The organism is Zunongwangia profunda SM-A87, from assembly GCF_000023465.1.
In the GTDB taxonomy this organism is placed as follows: domain Bacteria; phylum Bacteroidota; class Bacteroidia; order Flavobacteriales; family Flavobacteriaceae; genus Zunongwangia; species Zunongwangia profunda.
Genome location: NC_014041.1, coordinates 851,633 through 870,888 on the forward strand (window position 1 = coordinate 851,633; position 19,256 = coordinate 870,888).

Annotated in this window: 17 protein-coding genes; 8 read left to right on the forward strand and 9 right to left on the reverse strand. The window is 37.5% G+C overall.

All coding sequences use genetic code 11. The annotated features are described in order from the left end of the window. Positions 1-33 precede the first annotated feature (33 nt). Entirely contained in the window at positions 34-2,784 is a 2,751-nt protein-coding gene (locus tag ZPR_RS03760; RefSeq protein WP_013070283.1) for an outer membrane beta-barrel protein, read from the forward strand. Between the two features lie 114 nt (positions 2,785-2,898). Here the strand turns inward: ZPR_RS03760 and ZPR_RS03765 are convergent, their stop codons facing one another. Genes ZPR_RS03765 through ZPR_RS03785 form a run of 5 tightly spaced genes read right to left on the reverse strand, consistent with a single transcriptional unit; the run spans position 2,899 to position 6,075 of the window. Beyond that, positions 2,899-3,705: a TPM domain-containing protein gene (locus ZPR_RS03765; RefSeq protein ID WP_013070284.1), complete on the reverse strand. Its 807-nt coding sequence runs from the start codon at positions 3,703-3,705 to the stop codon at positions 2,899-2,901. Then, a complete protein-coding gene (locus tag ZPR_RS03770) occupies positions 3,706-4,146 on the reverse strand; it encodes a TPM domain-containing protein (RefSeq protein WP_013070285.1) in 441 nt (146 codons plus the stop codon). A gap of 21 nt (positions 4,147-4,167) precedes the next feature. After that, entirely contained in the window at positions 4,168-4,767 is a 600-nt protein-coding gene (locus tag ZPR_RS03775; protein WP_041578656.1) for a LemA family protein, read from the reverse strand. Position 4,768: 1 nt separating this feature from the next. Next, entirely contained in the window at positions 4,769-5,098 is a 330-nt protein-coding gene (locus ZPR_RS03780) for a MerR family transcriptional regulator (protein ID WP_013070287.1), read from the reverse strand. Continuing rightward, a complete protein-coding gene (locus ZPR_RS03785; protein ID WP_013070288.1) occupies positions 5,098-6,075 on the reverse strand; it encodes a M23 family metallopeptidase in 978 nt (325 codons plus the stop codon). Before ZPR_RS03785 ends, ZPR_RS03780 begins: the two co-directional genes overlap by 1 nt. 130 nt (positions 6,076-6,205) lie before the next feature. On the opposite strand from ZPR_RS03785, the gene alaS reads away from it, so the two are divergent. The 3 genes from alaS (at position 6,206) to ZPR_RS03800 (ending at position 10,781) form a co-directional block, all read left to right on the forward strand. Beyond that, positions 6,206-8,815 (forward strand): alanine--tRNA ligase, encoded by a 2,610-nt coding sequence (alaS, locus tag ZPR_RS03790; protein ID WP_013070289.1) that lies wholly within the window; start codon positions 6,206-6,208, stop codon positions 8,813-8,815. 97 nt (positions 8,816-8,912) lie between these two features. Further along, entirely contained in the window at positions 8,913-9,875 is a 963-nt protein-coding gene (locus ZPR_RS03795; RefSeq protein WP_013070290.1) for a GSCFA domain-containing protein, read from the forward strand. Between the two features lie 291 nt (positions 9,876-10,166). Beyond that, positions 10,167-10,781: a DUF4230 domain-containing protein gene (locus tag ZPR_RS03800; protein ID WP_013070292.1), complete on the forward strand. Its 615-nt coding sequence runs from the start codon at positions 10,167-10,169 to the stop codon at positions 10,779-10,781. A 92-nt stretch (positions 10,782-10,873) separates the two neighbouring features. On the opposite strand, the gene ZPR_RS03805 is transcribed toward ZPR_RS03800, so the two are convergent. From ZPR_RS03805 to ZPR_RS23335, 4 genes are all read right to left on the reverse strand, one after another. Then, positions 10,874-12,643: an aromatic amino acid hydroxylase gene (locus ZPR_RS03805; protein ID WP_013070293.1), complete on the reverse strand. Its 1,770-nt coding sequence runs from the start codon at positions 12,641-12,643 to the stop codon at positions 10,874-10,876. Between the two features lie 141 nt (positions 12,644-12,784). Beyond that, positions 12,785-13,324, reverse strand: a complete 540-nt coding sequence (locus tag ZPR_RS03810) for a DUF4136 domain-containing protein (protein WP_013070294.1) — start codon at positions 13,322-13,324, stop codon at positions 12,785-12,787. Positions 13,325-13,354: 30 nt separating this feature from the next. Next, on the reverse strand, positions 13,355-15,337 hold the full coding sequence (locus ZPR_RS03815; protein WP_013070295.1) for a urocanate hydratase: 1,983 nt from the start codon (positions 15,335-15,337) through the stop codon (positions 13,355-13,357). Positions 15,338-15,367: 30 nt separating this feature from the next. Further along, positions 15,368-15,535, reverse strand: coding sequence for a C1orf53 family protein (locus ZPR_RS23335; RefSeq protein ID WP_187288257.1), 168 nt, complete (start codon positions 15,533-15,535; stop codon positions 15,368-15,370). A gap of 33 nt (positions 15,536-15,568) precedes the next feature. Between ZPR_RS23335 and ZPR_RS03820 the strand changes: the two genes are divergently transcribed. The 4 genes from ZPR_RS03820 to hemL are packed head-to-tail and all read left to right on the forward strand — an operon-like array spanning position 15,569 to position 19,033. Beyond that, positions 15,569-15,895: a hypothetical protein gene (locus ZPR_RS03820; protein WP_013070296.1), complete on the forward strand. Its 327-nt coding sequence runs from the start codon at positions 15,569-15,571 to the stop codon at positions 15,893-15,895. 39 nt (positions 15,896-15,934) lie between these two features. After that, positions 15,935-16,894 carry a 1-aminocyclopropane-1-carboxylate deaminase/D-cysteine desulfhydrase gene (locus ZPR_RS03825; RefSeq protein WP_013070297.1) on the forward strand — a complete coding sequence of 320 codons (960 nt, stop codon included), beginning with the start codon at positions 15,935-15,937 and terminating at the stop codon, positions 16,892-16,894. A gap of 1 nt (position 16,895) precedes the next feature. Next, positions 16,896-17,729, forward strand: coding sequence for a glucosaminidase domain-containing protein (locus ZPR_RS03830; protein ID WP_013070298.1), 834 nt, complete (start codon positions 16,896-16,898; stop codon positions 17,727-17,729). An 11-nt stretch (positions 17,730-17,740) separates the two neighbouring features. Then, positions 17,741-19,033, forward strand: coding sequence for a glutamate-1-semialdehyde 2,1-aminomutase (gene hemL, locus ZPR_RS03835; RefSeq protein ID WP_013070299.1), 1,293 nt, complete (start codon positions 17,741-17,743; stop codon positions 19,031-19,033). The last annotated feature ends 223 nt before the right edge of the window (positions 19,034-19,256 follow it).

A 19,256-nucleotide genomic window follows, 5' to 3' on the forward strand; every position in this document is an offset into this window, starting at 1 on the left:
AACTTTAACCGAAAATTTAAAAAACATCAATCAATGAAATTTTATCTTTTTATCGCGTTTCTTTTTATTACCGCGATAAGCTCTTCTCAGGAGTTTGAAATGACTGGGAAAGTTTTGGACCCAGAAGGGAATCCGCTTGAATCTGCAACTGTGTATGTAGAGAAGCCCTCGGATAGCACTTTAGTAACTTATACTATTTCAGAATCAAAAGGAAACTTTACACTTTCAGGAAGTTCTAAAGAAAAGCAATTAAACCTGTTGGTATCATATGCCGGTTTTAAACCATTTAAAAAAGTTGTAGAAGTTAAAGAAGGAACTCAAAATGTTGGGGAACTTAAATTAGAACTTCAGGATAATCAATTAGGGGAAGTAACGGTTGTTGCTGCCCGCCCACCTTTAACTTTAAAGAAAGATACCTTAGAGTTTAATGCTGATAGTTTTAAAACCAGGCAAAATGCAAACCTGGAAGAATTACTGGAGAAACTTCCTGGAGTAGAAGTGAATTCAGATGGTGCAATTACAATTAACGGGAAACCGGTATCGAGCATTAAGGTGAATGGCAAAGAATTCTTTGGTGACGATCCGCAGATCGCGACAAAAAATCTTCCCAAAGAGATCATAGAAAAAATTCAGGTGTCGAATCAAAAAACCAGGTCTGAAGAATTTACCGGAAAAGCAGGAGACCCAGACAATAAAACCATAAATATTACCCTTAAAGAGGATAAGAATAAAGGCTATTTTGCCAGAGGGACTGCCGGGGGTGGTACAGATGGTAGATATGAGCTTAGTGGTATCGGGAATATTTTTAAAGATGATATGCGTCTTAGTATTCTTGCAAGTTCTAACAACATCAATAGTTCTGGGTTTAGTTTTGATGAAGTTTACGGAATGATGGGAGGATCTGGAGCGCGTTCTGTTTTTGGTGGAGGCGGAGGTGGTGGTATTACCAAAGCTGAAACTGCCGGAGCAAATTATACGAATGAGTGGAATGATAAATATGAACTTAATGGAGACTATTTTTTCGGAAGAAATGATACCAGGCAAGAAACATCTATCCAAAGGCAAAATATTCTACCAGACCGTACATTCTTCCTTAATTCTGAGAGCTTTAGTGATCTTGTAAACGATAACCATCGTGCAAATGCAAGGTTCGAAATAGAATTCGATACCCTAACGCAACTTTCCATTTCTCCAAGATTTACAGCAAATACAGGATTTTCTGAAAGAGGAAGTTCCTCAGAACGATTAAGCGAAGATGGGGAGTTGGTAAATAATTCATTAACATCAGAATCTGAAGATATTTTTAGTAATAGCTTTAGTAATAATATCGATTTTGTGAAGCGATTTGGAGCCCGTGGAGCTTATCTTCAATTAGAGTTCCGTAACGCTTACGATACTCAGGAAAATGATAATTATTTTTATTCAGAAAGTTTCGATTATCGAGACGGAGAAGAAATTGCCAGAATTCAGGATCAATACATCGATGAAGATGCAAATAGTGAGAATTACTCTTTTGGAGTATCCCAACGTAGTGTATTATCAGAAGATTTATTTTTAGATCTTTCTTACAACTTTTCTTCTAATCATGACGAGAATCAGCGTTTTGTTTACGAGGCTGATGATAACGGAAATTATACGGTGATCAATGATACCTTAAGTAGTGATTTTGAAGTGAAAAGCAGGCAACATAGGCCAAACGCAGGAATTAATTTTGAAGGAGATGTATGGAGAATAGATACTAATATAGGGCTGTTAAATACAACTTTAGAGAACAATAATTTCCTATCTGAAACATCTTTTAATAATACATTTAATAATTTGTACGTGAGAGCACGAGTGCGATATGAAGTAGAACGATCTAAAAGTCTATCCATAGATTACTCTACAGATGCTAATGTGCCTTCATTAAGGCAGTTGCAACCTGTGGTAGATCGTACCAACCCTAACAATATTATTACGGGTAATCCTAACTTAAGGCCTTCTTACAGCCATAATATTAGAGCTGGTTACCGTAATTTCGATTTCTCTAAGCGTAGCGGAATATTTAGTTATTTCAATATGAATTTTACGGAAAAGAGTGTTGTAGCAAGAACAATTACAGATACAACAGACCTTTCCAGAACCACCACTTATACTAACGTGGATGGTGTGATGTCGGCTTCGCTTGGTATTTTTTATAATAAACAGAAGAAAAACGAAAACAAAGAGTTTAGATATCGATTATCATTAAATGCAAATTATAACAAGAATGTAGGATTTTCGAATGGGGTGCAGTTCGATTCAGAAAATATAAGTGTTAGTCCGTCAGTAATGCTTACGTATGCTATAGATGATATTATTGAGCTTAATCCAAGTATTGGTATTGATTATAATAATTCACATTATAGCATAAGTACACTTAACGAGCAAGAATTTGTCAATCAGCGTGCCGGATTGGAAGTAACTACCTACTGGCCTAAGAATATAGTTTTTGGAAATGATATTTCTTATAATAAATTTGGAAATGTTTCTTCTGAATTTGACAATACCTCGATCTTATGGATCACTAGTTTAGGTTACCAGTTTTGGGAGGAGAAAGCCAATATCAAATTGAAGGTTTATGATGTTTTAGACCAGGTGATCAATACAAGAAGACAAATTGGTGACGATTATATCCAGGATACTAATAATTTAGTGCTTACACAGTATGCGATGTTAAGTTTTACCTACAATCTAAAGAATTTTGGTGGACAAAGCTTTGGAGGAAGAGGGGGTAGAAGATCGCCACCACCGCCAGGAAGATAGTCGATAAAATAACAACTAAAAATGCCCAATCTTAGATCTAAGATTGGGCATTTTTAGTTGTTATTTTTTACTAATAGTTTTTTATAAAATTTGGTTGATATGTGTAGTGCTAAATTACCAGCTTCCACCGGCTCCACCACCACCAAATCCACCACCGCCGAAGCCGCCTCCAAATCCGCCGCCTCCGCCGCCTCCGCCGCCAGAGCTGCCTCCAAATCCGCCGCCGCCAAAGCTGCCACGACCAAGAGAACTTAAAATAATGGCATCCATAAGGGTGCTACGACCACGACGACCACCGCCCCTGCCGCCACCGCGACTTTTACCAATAAGTGAAATGATTATGATGATAAAAACGACAATAAAAATAGCAATAGGCTTGGCAGAATTTCCTGAACCGCCACGTGGTTGGGGTACGCCTTTAAAAGTACCGGCCAAAACCTCAAAAACTGCTGTAGTGCCATTATCTAAACCAGTATAGTAATCACCCTTTTTAAATTCAGGTAAAATAATATTATTGATGATTTGATAAGTATTGGCGTCGGTCATGTAAGGCTCTAAACCATAACCAGTTTGTATCTGGATTTTACGTTCCTTTTCGGCAACAAGTATGAAAAGACCATTGTCCTTCCCATCCATTCCTATGCCCCAGTCTTCGGCCCAGTGCGTTGCATAAGTTCCTGCATACTCTCCCTGTAACGATTTTATGGTAGCAATTACAATTTGGGTAGATGTGGTATCAGCGTAATTAATTAGCTTTTGGGTAAGGCGTTGTTCTTCTGAAGAAGTTAAAAGATTCGCTCCGTCGTAAACTGCTGTTTCTTTACTTGGTTTTGGCGGAATATCCCTTTGGGCATATCCCACAAAACTAATAAGTAATAATAATAGACTTAAGCCGCTAATCTTTTTGTTGAATTGTAGCATTTATCCTTTTGAAATTTGATCTGAAAGTTCGTTCTCGTCATCTTCCTGCCAGGGAAAATGTCTTTTTAACTGCTCACCGGCCATTAAAATTCCGTCGACAAGTCCCTGTTTAAAGTTTCCTTTTTTAAAATGATTTAGAATAACATCCTTTGTGCTTTCCCAGAAATCATCTTCTACTTTATCGTTGATGCCTTTATCGCCATAAATGACAAAGTTGCGATCTTCCATAGCCACATAAATTAAGACACCGTTTTCTTCTTTAGTGTTATCCATTTTTAATTGATGGAAAACCTCCATGGCACGTTCAAAAATATCCTGTGATCCTGAAGATTTTTCAAGATGAACGCGAATTTCTCCAGAGGTGCTTTTTTCAGCAGTTCTTATTGCTTCTACGATTTCATTTTCATCCTTAGTCTTTAAAGAAAAGTCTTTACGGCTCATATTGGTTATTTTGAAAGTGGCTTATTTAAAATCGAATTCTACATCAGGAGCCTGTTCTGCACCGGCATCGGCTTGATATCTCTCCATGCGCTCAAAGCCAAACATCCCTGCAAAAATATTGTTTGGAAATTTTCGAATATAAGTGTTAAAATCAGTTACTGCTGCGTTATAACGATCTCTGGCAACATTAATTCTATTTTCGGTTCCTTCAATTTGGGACTGTAATTGTAAGAAATTTTGATTTGCCTTGATATCTGGATAACGCTCAACACTTACCAGTAATTTTGATAAAGCTGAAGATAATCCTGTTTGTGCCTGTTGAAATTGTTGAATTTGAGAGGCACTTAAATTAGAAGCATCAACATTTACGGAAGTCGCTTTGGCACGAGCCTCAATCACATCTGTCAAAGTTCCACGCTCAAAATCGGCTGCACCCTGAACCGTTTGTACCAGGTTGCCAATAAGATCATTTCTTCGTTGATAGGAACTTTCTACATTAGACCATGCTTCTTTTGCATTTTCTTCTAATTCTACTCCAGTATTGTTTACTCCGGCAGTCATGCTATAAACTATTATTCCTAGGACTACGATTACTATAACTGGGATTAACCACTTTTTCATTCTATAATTGATTTTTGATGTTGATTAGGCTTGTTTTTATTTTCTCTAATTTACGAACAATATCAAAATTGCTCAGTGTTTTTTGCTTTTCTTCTTTAAGATGGGTTTTAGCACCCTCCAGGGTAAAACCACGTTCTTTTACCAGATGATAAATAAGCTCTAAATTTTTAATATCTTCTGGGGTGAATTTACGGTTTCCTTTGGCGTTTTTCTTGGGTTTAATAACATCAAATTCTTTCTCCCAAAATCTAATTAAAGAAGTGTTTACCTTGAAGGCTTTGGCGACTTCGCCAATGCTGTAGTATCTTTTTTCGGGCAGTTCAACTTGCATTAATCCAAAGATTGGTTTTCTTGTTGTGCTTTTTTAAGCACCTCGTCAAATTCTTCCGGAGAAAGATTTCCGTAATAAAAATTAATAGGATTTATATGCTCATCGTCTTTAAAGATTTCATAGTGCAAATGGGGGGCTTCAGATCTGCCTGTGCTTCCTACAAAACCAATAATATCACCGCGTTTTACTTTTTGTCCTTTTCTTACGTTGTACTTATATAAATGGGCATAAAGACTTACATAGCCGTAACCATGGTCTATGCGTATATGATTTCCATAACCAGTACTGTGATTATCAGCTCTGGTGACCTGCCCGTCACCGCTGGCATATACCGGGGTACCTCTGGGTGCGGTAAAGTCCATTCCAAAATGGAATTTTCGAACTTTTGTAAAGGGATCGGTTCTCCAACCATAACCCGAGGCAATACGTGTAAGGTCTTCGTTTTTTACAGGCTGAATGGCCGGAATGGCCGCTAAAAGATCTTCTTTTTCTTTAGCTAGTTCGGCAATTTCATCTAAAGATTTGGACTGTACCACCAATTGTTTGGTAAGAATATCCATTCTTTTACTGGTTTCAATAATCAATTTAGAATTATCAAAACCTTCCAGGTCTTTATAGCGGTTTATCCCACCAAATCCGGCTTTGCGTGTTTCTTCCGGGATGGGGTTGGCTTCAAAATATAAGCGGTAAATATTGTTATCGCGATCTTCGATATTTCCCAGTACATTCTGTATCTGGTTCATTTTTTTATTGAGCAGGCCATATTGCAATTGCATATTTTGCAGTTCTCGTTTAAGAGCCTTTTCTTTGGGGGTTTCGATCTGTGGAATGTTAAGATAAACAACCAGTAAAAGGAAACCGGCAAGAAAACTTCCGAAGATGCTAAGCAATACAATACCAAATCTTCGACCTTTTTTTCGTTCGATTTTTTTGTAAGAAAGCGTCTCGCTATCGTAATAATATTTAACCTTCGACATGAGTTAAATTTATGCTATTTTTGTTCCCGTAATTGCACAAAAAGCGTGCAAGTTTATACGGTAACGAACAAAGATAGCAATTGTTTTATAGCCTGCATAATTTAATAATATTTACAAGAAAATATAGTACATGAAATCTCAGGAAATTCGTAAAAGTTTTTTAGAATTTTTTCAAGGAAAATCACACAGCATTGTACCATCGGCGCCAATGGTTCTTAAGGACGATCCAAGCCTGATGTTTACTAATGCAGGAATGGTGCAGTTTAAAGAGTTTTTTCTGGGGAATTCTGTACCCAAAAATACCAGGGTAACCGATTCTCAAAAATGTCTTCGCGTTAGTGGAAAACATAATGATTTAGAAGAAGTGGGGCACGATACCTATCATCATACGATGTTTGAGATGTTAGGAAACTGGAGTTTTGGTGACTATTTTAAAGAAGAGGCTATTAACTGGGCCTGGGAATTATTGACCCACAAGTTTAAAATCGATAAGGATAGTCTTTATGTTTCGGTTTTTGAAGGGAGCGAGGAAGATGGCGTAGGTTTAGATACCGAAGCTTTAGAAATTTGGAAAAAGATTGTTCCTGAAGACCGAATTATCTACGGAAATAAAAAAGATAACTTTTGGGAAATGGGTGATCAGGGACCCTGTGGGCCTTGTTCAGAAATTCATGTAGACATCCGTTCTCCCGAAGAAAAAGCGGAAAAGCCTGGAAAAGAACTGGTCAATGCAGATCATCCTCAGGTAGTAGAGATCTGGAATCTGGTTTTTATGCAATTTAACCGTAAAGCAGATGGCTCCTTAGAAGAATTACCGGCCAAGCATATTGATACCGGGATGGGGTTTGAGCGTTTATGTATGGTAATGCAGGGTAAACAATCCAATTATGATACCGATGTTTTTACACCGCTTATTACTGAAATTGAAAAAATTACCAACTCATCTTATGGTACCTCTGAAGAAACCAATATTGCCATTCGGGTAATTGCAGATCATGTTCGGGCAGTTGCCTTTAGTATTGCAGATGGGCAATTACCAAGTAATACGGGTGCGGGTTACGTAATTCGTAGAATTTTACGTCGCGCTATACGATATGGTTTTACTTTTTTAAATACCAAAGAGCCTTTTATCTATAAATTAGTAGATTGTACGAAGTCTCAAATGGGAGAAGCTTTTCCAGAGTTGGTAAAACAACAGCAGCTTATCGAAAATGTAATTAAAGAAGAAGAGCTTTCGTTTCTTCGAACTTTAGAGCAGGGATTGGTGATGTTAGAAAATATAGTGACCCAATCTAAAGATAAAGAGATTTCTGGCGTAAAAGCATTTGAACTATATGATACTTTTGGTTTTCCTATCGATCTAACTGCGCTTATTTTAAAAGAAAAAGGCTATAGCCTAAATATTGCTGAATTTGAAGCTGAACTTAAAAAGCAAAAAGAACGTTCCAGGGCAGCTACACAGGTAAGCTCTGGTGATTGGGAAGAAATTAATGAGGTTGATGAAGATGCTTTTGTAGGTTACGATCAATTAGAAACCCAGGTTAAAATTGCTAAATACCGTAAGGTAGAAACAAAAAAACAAGGAACACTTTATCAGATCGTTTTTACTAAAACTCCTTTTTATCCGGAAGGTGGCGGACAGGTAGGTGATAAGGGGTATTTAACATCTGGAGAAGAGAAAATTAGTATTATCGATACTAAAAAGGAAAGCAACCAGATTATCCATTTTGCAAAGAAATTACCACAAAATATTTCTGGCAGCTTTACTGCGGTGGTAGACGCTTCAGCACGAACAAAAACAGCGGCTAATCATACGGCTACGCATTTGTTGCATCAGGCATTACGGCATATTTTAGGAACGCATGTAGAGCAAAAGGGTTCTATGGTGCAGCCTAATTATATGCGATTCGATTTTAGTCATTTTAGTAAGCTTTCTTCTGAAGAAATAGAAAAAGTAGAGCAGTTTGTAAATGACAGGATTCAGGAAGGTTTACAATTAGAAGAACAACGAAATATTGCCTATCAGCATGCTTTAGATCAGGGTGCTATTGCACTTTTTGGTGAAAAGTATGGGGATAGCGTGCGTGCCATCCGTTTTGGGGAATCCATGGAACTTTGTGGGGGTACACATGTTAAAAACACTGCCGATATCTGGTATTTTAAAATTACCGGGGAAAGTGCAGTTGCTTCAGGGATTCGCAGAATCGAAGCGATTACCGGTGATGCGGTAAAAGAATATTTTACGAAGCAAACCGAACTTTTAGAAGAAGTGCAAGGTTTGTTGAAAAATGCCAAAGATCCGGTAAAAGCAATTTCAGGATTACAGGACGAAAATGCTGATCTAAAAAAGCAGGTAGAAGCTTTATTAAAAGACAAAACCAAAAACCTGAAATCTGAGATCAAAAATGAAATTCAGGAAATTAACGGAATTCAGTTTTTAGCAAAAAAGGTAGATTTAGACGCTGGCGGAATCAAAGATTTGGCTTTTCAATTAGGAGGCGAAATCGATGATTTATTCCTTCTTTTTGGAACCGAACAAAAAGGAAAAGCTTTACTTTCCTGCTATATCTCTAAAGAACTGGTAGAAACTAAGGATTTAAATGCAGGTACCATAGTTCGTGAGCTGGGTAAATATATCCAGGGAGGTGGCGGTGGCCAGCCATTCTTCGCGACTGCAGGGGGTAAAAATCCGGCAGGAATCCCAGAGGCTTTAAAGGAAGCTAAAAAATATATCGAATAAATATTTATTAGAGAAGGTTATAAATTTAGTATCTTTCTATTATGAAAATGTGGGTGTATGGAAGAAATAGTTCTATGCGCCTTTTTATTTCTTCGCTATGGATTTTAGAACAATCGTCCCGGTTAGCAATCAATCTCCAAAAATCAACTACGATGCTAATATCGCACTTTTTGGGTCGTGCTTTGTGGAAAATATAGGGGATAAACTGCAGTATTTTAAGTTTAATGCGTTGCAAAATCCCTTTGGGATTATCTTTCACCCTGTTGCCCTACGAAATCTCTTTCAGAGAATTGATGAAAATTATATATATTCCGAGCGGGATGTTTTTCAATTAAACGACTTGTATTCGTGTTTTGATGTCCATTCGCAAATGAATCATCCAGATCGAGCATTAATGATTAGTAGGTTAAATAATTCCTTAGAGACAACGCGTTCATTTTTGCAGGAAAGTTCTCATGTAATCATCACATTGGGAACGGCATGGGGATATATTTTAAATCAGGATGAGCGTTTGGTAGCGAATTGCCATAAAGTCGCGCAATCTAATTTTACTAAAAAGATTTTTTCTTCAGAAGAGATTAAGAAAAGTCTTGCTGAAATATGCAATATCATCTGGAAGCTTAATAAGGACGTTAAAATTATTTTCACGGTTTCACCGGTACGACATTTAAAAGACGGTTTTGTAGAAAATCAGTTAAGTAAGGCAAATCTTATCACGGCTTTACACGAATACCGAAAAGAATTAAAGTTGAAATTCGATAAAAAAACAAAATATTTTCCCAGCTATGAAATTGTAATGGACGAGCTTAGAGATTATCGGTTTTATGATAAGGATATGATTCATCTTTCAGAAATTGGCATAGATTATATTTGGGGAAGGTTTAAAGAAAGTTGGATAGCGCCTGAAGTTTTCTCGATAATGAAGGAGGTGAATAGCATCCAGAAAGGATTAGAGCATAGGCCATTTAATGAAGATAGCCCACAACACCGCGAATTTCTTGAGAAGTTAAGTCTTAGAATTGAAAAATTACAAGTGAAAATCCCTTCTATAAAATTTTGAATTTATCATTTAAAAAGGCTTGCTGATTGATTACCATTAAAAAAGTATGATAATTATTTTGAATATTGTAAAATATTTGTAAATTCACAGTGTAAATTAATTCTAATTTATTGATTGAAGTATTCGCCTTATGAATACAATGATTAATTAAACTTTCTTTTCTAAAATTTGTTTGGGGTAGATTTTAGAAATTTTAATCTTATGGACGGGTGGGGCCGTCCATAAGTTTTTTATAACACTTTCCTATTTTTAAATCCTTATCTTTAATACTCAACTTTTAATCCTTATAACATGAAAAGGTTCCTGCTGGGTGCTGCTGTAGTTTTGTTAACTGTTGTTGGAGTGCGATATTGTGAAAATCGACAAAGTGAACGCGAACAATTAGCACAAAATTCTCAGCTTATCCAGGAACAGATCAAAAATGTAGGGAAGTTGGTAGTTACTGAAGGTAATTTTTCTCAGGTTTGGTCGTATAAAGATTCTAAAAAGTTTTATCTGGATGTTTTTTCAGCAAGAAAAAAAGCGCTTATCGTCGTGAATGCAAAAGTGACGGTAAGTTATGATCTTAGTAAGTTAGAGACTGAAATCGACAAGGAAAATAAGCGGGTTATCATTAAAAGTATTCCAAAAGAAGAACTTAATATTTATCCTGACATTCAATATTACGATGTTACACAAGATTACCTTAATCAATTTGAAGCGTCAGATTATAATACCATAAAAAAGAAAGTTACGGCTTCTATAAAGAAAAAAGTAGAAGCATCCAGTATTAAATCGAATGCACAAAACCGCTTAATTAGTGAGCTTTCTAAAATCTATATTCTTACCAATAGCATGGGCTGGACCTTGGAATATAATGACATGCCGGTAAACTCTCAAAATGATTTTAGCGATATTAAGCTTTAATCTTTCTTGAGGATTTTTATTCTCTATACCCTCCCTATCCCATACATCTAAATTGCGAAAAGTTTTCTTTTTAAAAGCTTGTGAGACCGACCTCAGGGTTTTGATGTTTTGGTGATTCTTTTTGTTTCTGCCATTAAAATTCCGTCTTCGATGAGATGAGCAATTTTGGGCCTTTTCTGCTGAAGTTTTTCTAAATATTCCTTATTGATTTTGGCCAATTTAGGATCATGTTCTAAAGCAAGCTCATAAATTTCAGTGGTTAACAGCCAATCTTCCTGATGATCTTTTTTCAGAATATCAAAGACCGCCTGAATACTATATTTGGTATTTTTACCTTCCCTAAAATTGCGAACTGCTTCATATAAATCTTCTAATTCTTTTCTTTTTTTAGTTTTTTGGGTTTTGATGGTTTTCGAACTTGTTTTATGCGTAATCAAATTAAAAGAATGGTGATCTGCCGGCCCGGCAAAAGCCGAAACGATCTCTTTACCTACCGCCATATCGTAACGCCCCCATTCCGGTTGAAATAACACCTGATCGAAATATTTAACGCTACAGTTTTTAAAGCTTATAAGAATAATTTTTCCTTGCGGATTGCGCGTGCCGGTAATAATTTCTCCATTTATAATGATACCGCCTTCAAATTCTAGTTCAGTATATTCACCTTCATAAATGTTATATGCTTTTAAGTCACGCGGACTCATATCTTCGATTGCTAGATTGATGCCTTTTAATTTTCCTATAGGAGATCCAAAACCTGTAGCATGAGATTTTGTTCCGTGGCCTACAAGTTCTTTTTCGCGATAGGCTAGGGCTGTTTTTCCTTTCGTTTGAATATAGATAGGTTTTCCTTCTAATTCGATCACGTTTTCAAAATTCCCGGAAACCTGTAAACCGGTACTAAATTCTATGGTGCCTAATCCTTTGGAATCGATAAGTTTTTTGACTCCGCTTAAGCCGCCTTTTCTAAGCGCCATTTTATTAGCGAATTCCTCTAAAACCAAACTTAAGTATGCAAAATCTGGTGTTACGTAAAGCTGAGGTTGTGGCTTGGTGATATCAAACTCCTGGTGCATGGCCTCAATGGAATACGGTATTTTTTTTACCTTCTCGGTTAAGCAGGATTTACTTTCTCCAATCGAGGATAATAATCCTGCACCATAGATCTTAGGATCTTCAGGAGTGCCTATTAAACCATATTCTACCGTCCACCAGTGTAAATTTCTTATCAAAGACATTTCACTGGGCGTTACTTCTTTTTGCTGAAGTTTGTCTACAAGTTTTTCAACTTTAGCGATTTCTTCAGGCGGAGTATCTTCAGCTTCTTTTAAAATAGAGAGTTTTCGAATTGCTTCATATACCTCATAATCATGAGCGCTCGAGATCGCCTTACAGCCAATTTCTCCAAAGCGTCTTAAATATTCAGCATACTCTGGATTAGCAATTATTGGGGCATGGCCGGCACCTTCGTGAATAATATCGGGAGCAGGAGTGTATTCAATATGTTCCAGTTGCCTGATATCGCTGGCGATGACCAAAACATTGTAGGCTTGAAATTCCATAAAAGCAGCTGGCGGAATAAAACCATCTACCGCAACTGCCGCCCAGCCAATTTCTTTTAAGATTCGGTTCATCCCATACATATTTGGGATATGATCTATAGAAATCCCTGTTAATTGGAGTCCGTCCAGATATGATTTATGAGCAACTCTGCTTAGGTATTCCACATTTATGCGCATTACATAGCGCCACACTGCCTGATTAATGGGAGTGTAGTCTTCATAATTTTGCGGCTTAATGTATTGCTGAAGATGTACAGGTAACCGCTCTAGTATTTCGTTAGACTCGATTGAATTAAGCATAATTATGTGGCTTATTTGAGTAATGAATATACGAAATTTTTAAATATTTAGAGTTATTAAAGAAAATATGTCAATAAAAAAAGCCTTTCGGGTGAAAGGCTAAACATGAATTTATCATGGATTATTAAAAATCCAGTGATTTTATTTTTCAGATCCCGGAGGATATTTTTCTAAAATTTTAGAAACGATCTCATTAATTCTTTCCTGTTTTTTGCTCACTCTTTCAGCAAGGGCGGCCGTTCCCATTCCTTGCCATACCAATTCTTTAGTATTGGCATCTATAAGATCAATATATAAGGTACCATCACTAGTCCTGTTTACCGTATTAAATCCTGAATTCCAATACCAGGGAGACCATCCCCATCCATAACCCCATCCCGGATTATGTTGGTAAATATTAATGTTTTCGTGGGTTTTGGTGAAGATACTTACTAAAAGATCGGGACTTTGAGATTTCTCAAATCCTTTTTCAGACATAGTACCTTCAATAGCACGCATAATTCTTTTTTTATCAAGATCTGAAATTTCAGCTTTATCAATTCCTGGTTTAAAGAATGCAAAAGAGTGGTACGAATTAAAATCAGCTTCACGATCGTAATCCGAAGCTACTCTTACGGTGTTACATGAAGTGACAAACATCACCAGTAACATCAACACAGGAGTAAATTTTAGAACTTTCATAGGTGTTATGTTTTATGATTAATAAAGATATCAAAAAAGGGAATCATCCACCATATTGGGGAGTGTAACTTTTAGCTTTGGTTCTATTTGCATGGCTCGATTAGCAGCGAAAACTGCTCCTTTATTCCTTGCCCATGATCTTCTGGCTATTCCGTTATTTACATCCCAAAAAAGCATCGATTCTAATCGCTTCTCAGACTGTTTGTTACCTTCAAGAATCATGCCGAATCCTCCATTTATAACTTCTCCCCAGCCTACGCCGCCGCCATTATGAATGCTTACCCAGGTAGCACCTCTAAAGCTATCGCCAATAACATTTTGTATCGCCATATCTGCGGTAAAACGAGAGCCGTCATAAATGTTAGAGGTTTCGCGATAAGGAGAATCGGTTCCCGAAACATCATGATGATCACGTCCTAAAATTACCGGGCCAATGTCATTGTTTTCAATTGCTTTATTAAAAGCTTTTGCAATTTCAATACGACCTATAGCATCGGCATAAAGAATCCTGGCTTTAGATCCTACCACCAGTTTATTTTGTTGTGCGCCTTTTATCCAGCGAATATTGTCTTCCAGCTGCTGTTGGATTTCAGCTGGTGACTCCTGTTTTAGTCGTTCTAAAACTTCAGTAGCAATCTTATCGGTTTTAGCCAGGTCTTCCTCTTTACCACTGGCACAAACCCATCTAAAGGGACCAAAACCATAATCAAAGCACATGGGGCCCATAATATCCTGAACATAGCTAGGATATCTAAAATCACCATTTTTGGCTAATATATCAGCCCCGGCACGAGAGGCCTCCAGTAAAAATGCATTGCCATAATCAAAAAAATAAGTGCCTTTTGCAGTATGTTTATTAATGGCAGTAGTTTGTCGTCGTAAACTTTCCTGAACTTCAGTTTTAAACTGTTCGGGATTATTGGCCATCATTTCTTTAGCTTCTTCAAAAGAAAGTGTTACGGGGTAATAGCCGCCGGCCCAGGGATTGTGTAAAGACGTCTGGTCACTGCCCAAATCGATATAAATATCGTTTTCAGCAAAATATTCCCAGATTTCTACAATATTACCGTGGTAAGCAATCGAGACTACTTCTTTATCCTTCTTCGCTTTCGAAACTCTTTCGGCCAGCAGGCGAATATCCGTAATTACTTCATCTACCCAAGCCTGGCTATGCCTGGTTTTAATCGCTTTTTCATTTACTTCTGCGCAAATAGTAACACAACCGGCAATGTTGCCTGCTTTGGGTTGTGCGCCGCTCATACCGCCAAGTCCAGAGGTTACAAAAAGCTTCCCAGAGAGATCTTCGTTCTTTTTAGCAATCTTTCTTCCGGCGTTTAAAACAGTGATTGTGGTGCCGTGAACAATTCCCTGCGGACCAATATACATATAGCTTCCTGCCGTCATTTGTCCGTATTGCGTTACGCCAAGTGCATTGAACTTCTCCCAATCGTCGGGTTGCGAATAATTAGGAATCATCATTCCGTTGGTGACAACCACTCGTGGAGCATTTTCATTACTTGGAAATAAACCCATAGGGTGTCCAGAGTACATCGCCAGCGTTTGATCATCTTCCATAATAGCCAGGTATTGCATGGTTAAAAGATACTGTGCCCAGTTCTGAAAGACCGCACCGTTCCCGCCATATGTGATTAATTCGTCTGAATGCTGTGCGACGTTATGATCCAGGTTGTTTTGGATCATTAGCATGATCGCTTTAGCCTGAGTGCTCTTGCCGGGATATTCATCAATGGCACGGGCATACATTTTATAATCAGGTTTAAAACGATACATATAAATGCGACCAAAATCTTCTAGTTCCTGCCTGAATTCTGGCAGTAAGGTTTTATGATGCTCTGGTTTAAAATAACGAAGTGCATTTTGTAATGCCAGCTTTTTCTCTTCAGGATTTAAAATTGCTTTACGTTTAGGGGCGTGGTTAATTTCAGGATCCAGTGGTGTAGGTTCTGGAAGTTCATTGGGAATTCCCTGTAATAGCTGTTCCTTAAACGTCATTTTTGTGCGGTTTATGATTCTTATAATTTTTTATTGGGTATTCGTTTTTTTATCGTAACCATAGGGACAATGTCGGCAACCACTCTCGCAACAATAGCCGCGCTTAAGATGATATTGCTCGGTGAAACATCGATAACCTTCTGGCGTTAAATAATAATCGCCTTCTTCAAGCGGTATTCTTTTTCGTGGAAAACTCATAAAAACAAAATTACAATTCTTATATTGAAGATTATGGTTTTGGTCAACAAACATATTTTAGGCAAAAACTTTATTGCCGTTACCATCTGGCCGGTAATCTTTGTGAAAAACTCAGCCTATAAGCAAGATGAGTTGCTGCTGAATCATGAAAAAATACACTTGCGGCAACAATTAGAGCTTTTAGTTGTTTTCTTTTATGTTTTGTATGCTGCGGAATTTATTTTTCGATGGATAAAATATAAAAATGCAATGGCGGCTTATCGAAATATAAGTTTTGAAGTTGAAGCCTACAGTAATGAAAAAGATGAAGACTATTTAAAGTCAAGAAAGGCTTTTAGCTTTCTAAAATATTATCGTTAATTTCTTTGTAGCGATTTTAGCCTTTCTCATCTTTGCAGTATGAACGCTGCGGAAAACATCAATTTGATATTCCATAAAAATGAGCCTGTTTTTTCACGAAACGACTTTATCAAAAAGTTTGAAAAACAAAATATTGAAGTCTGGTTGAAGCGAGAAGATTTGCTGCATCCTGAAGTTTCCGGGAATAAATTTAGAAAGCTTAAATATAACGTGCTGGAAGCAAAAAAGCTTCAAAAATCACAAATTCTGACATTTGGAGGGGCGTTTTCTAATCATATTGCGGCTACTGCAGCAGCCGGAAAGTTATATGGTATTCCAACAATTGGTGTTATTAGGGGCGAAGAACTTGGGATAGACCTTCAACAAACACTACAGTCAAATCCTACTTTAAAATTTTCTTCAGATAGCGGAATGAAGTTTCATTTTGTGTCGCGAGAAAATTACCGTAGAAAAAATGATCCTAAATTTATTGAATCTCTGCATGCTGAATTTGGTGATTTTTATCTGGTTCCTGAAGGCGGAACGAACCAGCTTGCCATAGCAGGATGTGAAGAGATTTTAAGTGAAGAAGATAAAGAATTCGATATTATTTGCGTTTCGGCAGGTACTGGAGGAACGGCTTCGGGTTTAATAAATGCTTCAGGACAAAATCAAAGTGTTTTGGTATTTTCAGCTTTAAAAGGAGATTTTTTAAAAGATGAAATTAGTCATTTCAGTAGTAAAAAGAACTGGACACTCGTTAGCGATGATCATTTTGGAGGTTATGCTAAAATAAATGAAGAGTTGATCAGTTTTATAAATGAATTTAAAGCGGAGTGTGGAATTCAGCTAGATCCCATCTACACGGGCAAAATGATGTTTGGAATTTTTGAGATGATCAAAAAAAAACGAATTCCTGAAAAATCCCGTATTTTAGCGGTGCATACAGGCGGTTTGCAAGGAATAGCTGGGATGAACCGCCGATTGGAGAAAAAGAAAATGAGTTTAATAATTGAGTAATATGAGGTTAAAGCCTTATTTAATATTGATCGTTTTTGCACTTTTTATGGCTTCCTGTGGAAGTAAAAAAAAGGTAACCACACGTAAAAACCGAAAAGATAGAAACGAAGCGGTGATCAATAACCGCAATCAGGCAAATAGAAATAGTGAAACTCCGGCTGAAGTGGTAGACGCTGAAACGATGCCAGTTAGAACCTATGATTTTACAGTAGAAAATTATATTGCAGATTATGCACCAGTTGCTCAACACGAAATGAGATTATACAGAGTGCCGGCAAGTATCACTTTAGCACAGGGGATTTTGGAATCGGGTTCTGGAAAAGGAAGGTTAGCACAGCAGGCTAATAATCATTTTGGAATTAAGTGTCACGACTGGCAGGGAGAAAAAATCTATCATGATGACGATCGTAATCAGGAATGTTTTAGAAAATATAAACATCCAAAATATTCTTTTAGGGATCACTCCTTGTTTTTAGCTGAACGTCGGCGTTATGCCGGACTTTTTGATTTGGATCAAGATGATTACAAAGGATGGGCTAAAGGATTACGCCAGGCCGGTTATGCTACAGATCGCCGATATCCACAAAAATTGATAGAGCTTATTGAACGTTACGAACTGTATCGCTACGATGCCGATGTTTTAGAGCGTCCTTCACCAAGTTATACCACTACTTTTGAAGCTAAAGGCGATAGTTACATCGTAAAGAAAGGAGATACGTTGTATTCTATTTCAAAACGCTATAATACATCTGTTGAAGAAATTAAGCGATTAAATAATTTAAACGGGACCAATATTGATATTGGTCAAACCTTATTAGTAAAAGAAAGACGATAAAAATATAAGATATGATTTATCAAAGAAGTAGTGCCTTATTTGCTGAAGCTAAAAAAGTGATTCCCGGAGGTGTAAACTCACCGGTAAGAGCTTTTAAAGCCGTAGGCGGAGATCCTGTTTTTATTGAAAGAGCAGAAGGAGCTTATATTTATGATGAAGATGGAAATAAACTCATCGATTATATTAATTCCTGGGGGCCAATGATTCTTGGTCATGCCCATAAGCCGGTAGTGGATGCGGTAATCGACAGAGCCCAAAAAGGAACCTCTTTTGGAACTCCAACAGAAATTGAAACCAAAATTGCCGAGTTAGCCGTGAAGATGGTGCCAAATATCGATAAGATTAGAATGGTAAACTCAGGAACCGAAGCATGTATGAGTGCGGTACGATTGGCCAGAGGATTTACGGGAAAGGAAAAGATCATCAAGTTTGCGGGTTGTTATCATGGGCATAGCGACTCGTTTTTAATTCAGGCGGGGAGTGGAGCTATGACTTTTGGAACACCAAATAGCCCGGGAGTGACCCAGGGAACTGCCAAGGATACCTTGCTTGCGGCCTATAATGATCTTAATGGGGTAAAACAGATCGTAGATCAAAATAAGGATGAAATAGCCTGTATTATCGTAGAACCTGTGCCAGGAAATATGGGATGTATTCCTCCGGCATCAGGATTTTTGGAAGGCCTGCGACAATTATGTGATGAAACCGGGATATTACTGATTTTTGATGAGGTAATGAGTGGGTTTAGATTGGCCGCTGGAGGCGTACAGGAGCGATTAGGAATCCATGCCGATATTGTATGTTTTGGAAAGGTTATCGGTGGTGGTTTACCGGTGGGGGCTTTTGCTGCCAGAAATGAAATTATGGATTACCTGGCGCCGGTTGGACCGGTATATCAGGCCGGAACCTTAAGCGGAAATCCTTTAGCAATGGCTGCTGGATTAGCAATGTTAATCGAGTTGTCTGAGAATCCTGAAATATTTAATAGTATTGATAAAAAAACCGAATATCTTCATGAAGGAATGGAGAAAGTCTTGAAGGCAAATGGTGTAAAGCATACGATAAACCGAGTTGGTTCAATGATCTCCGTGCATTTTTCTGAAGATCCGGTAACTGATTTTGCTTCTTCTGCGGAAGCTGCCAGAAGTGGAAAGTTCAACACATTTTTTCACAGAATGCTAGAAAACGGAATTTATATCGCACCGAGCGCATTTGAAACCTGGTTTATTAGTGATGCCTTAAGTTACGAAGATCTGGATAAAACTATCGCGGTGGTTGAAAAAATCACCAAAGATTTCGATTGACATCTATTTTATATAAACCCAACCGGTATTTTGATTTTCAGAATGCCGGTTTTTGGGTATTTGTTTTTAAATAGTGGTAATAAGGTTTCTAGATTTCATATTCAAATAGCGATTAAGAATTTTGAAATAACTTTCAACCCTTTCGTCATTTCGACTGAAGGGTAGCGAAATGGAGACATCTCGATACGACCTAAATAGATTTCTCGACTCGTTCCTCGCTCGA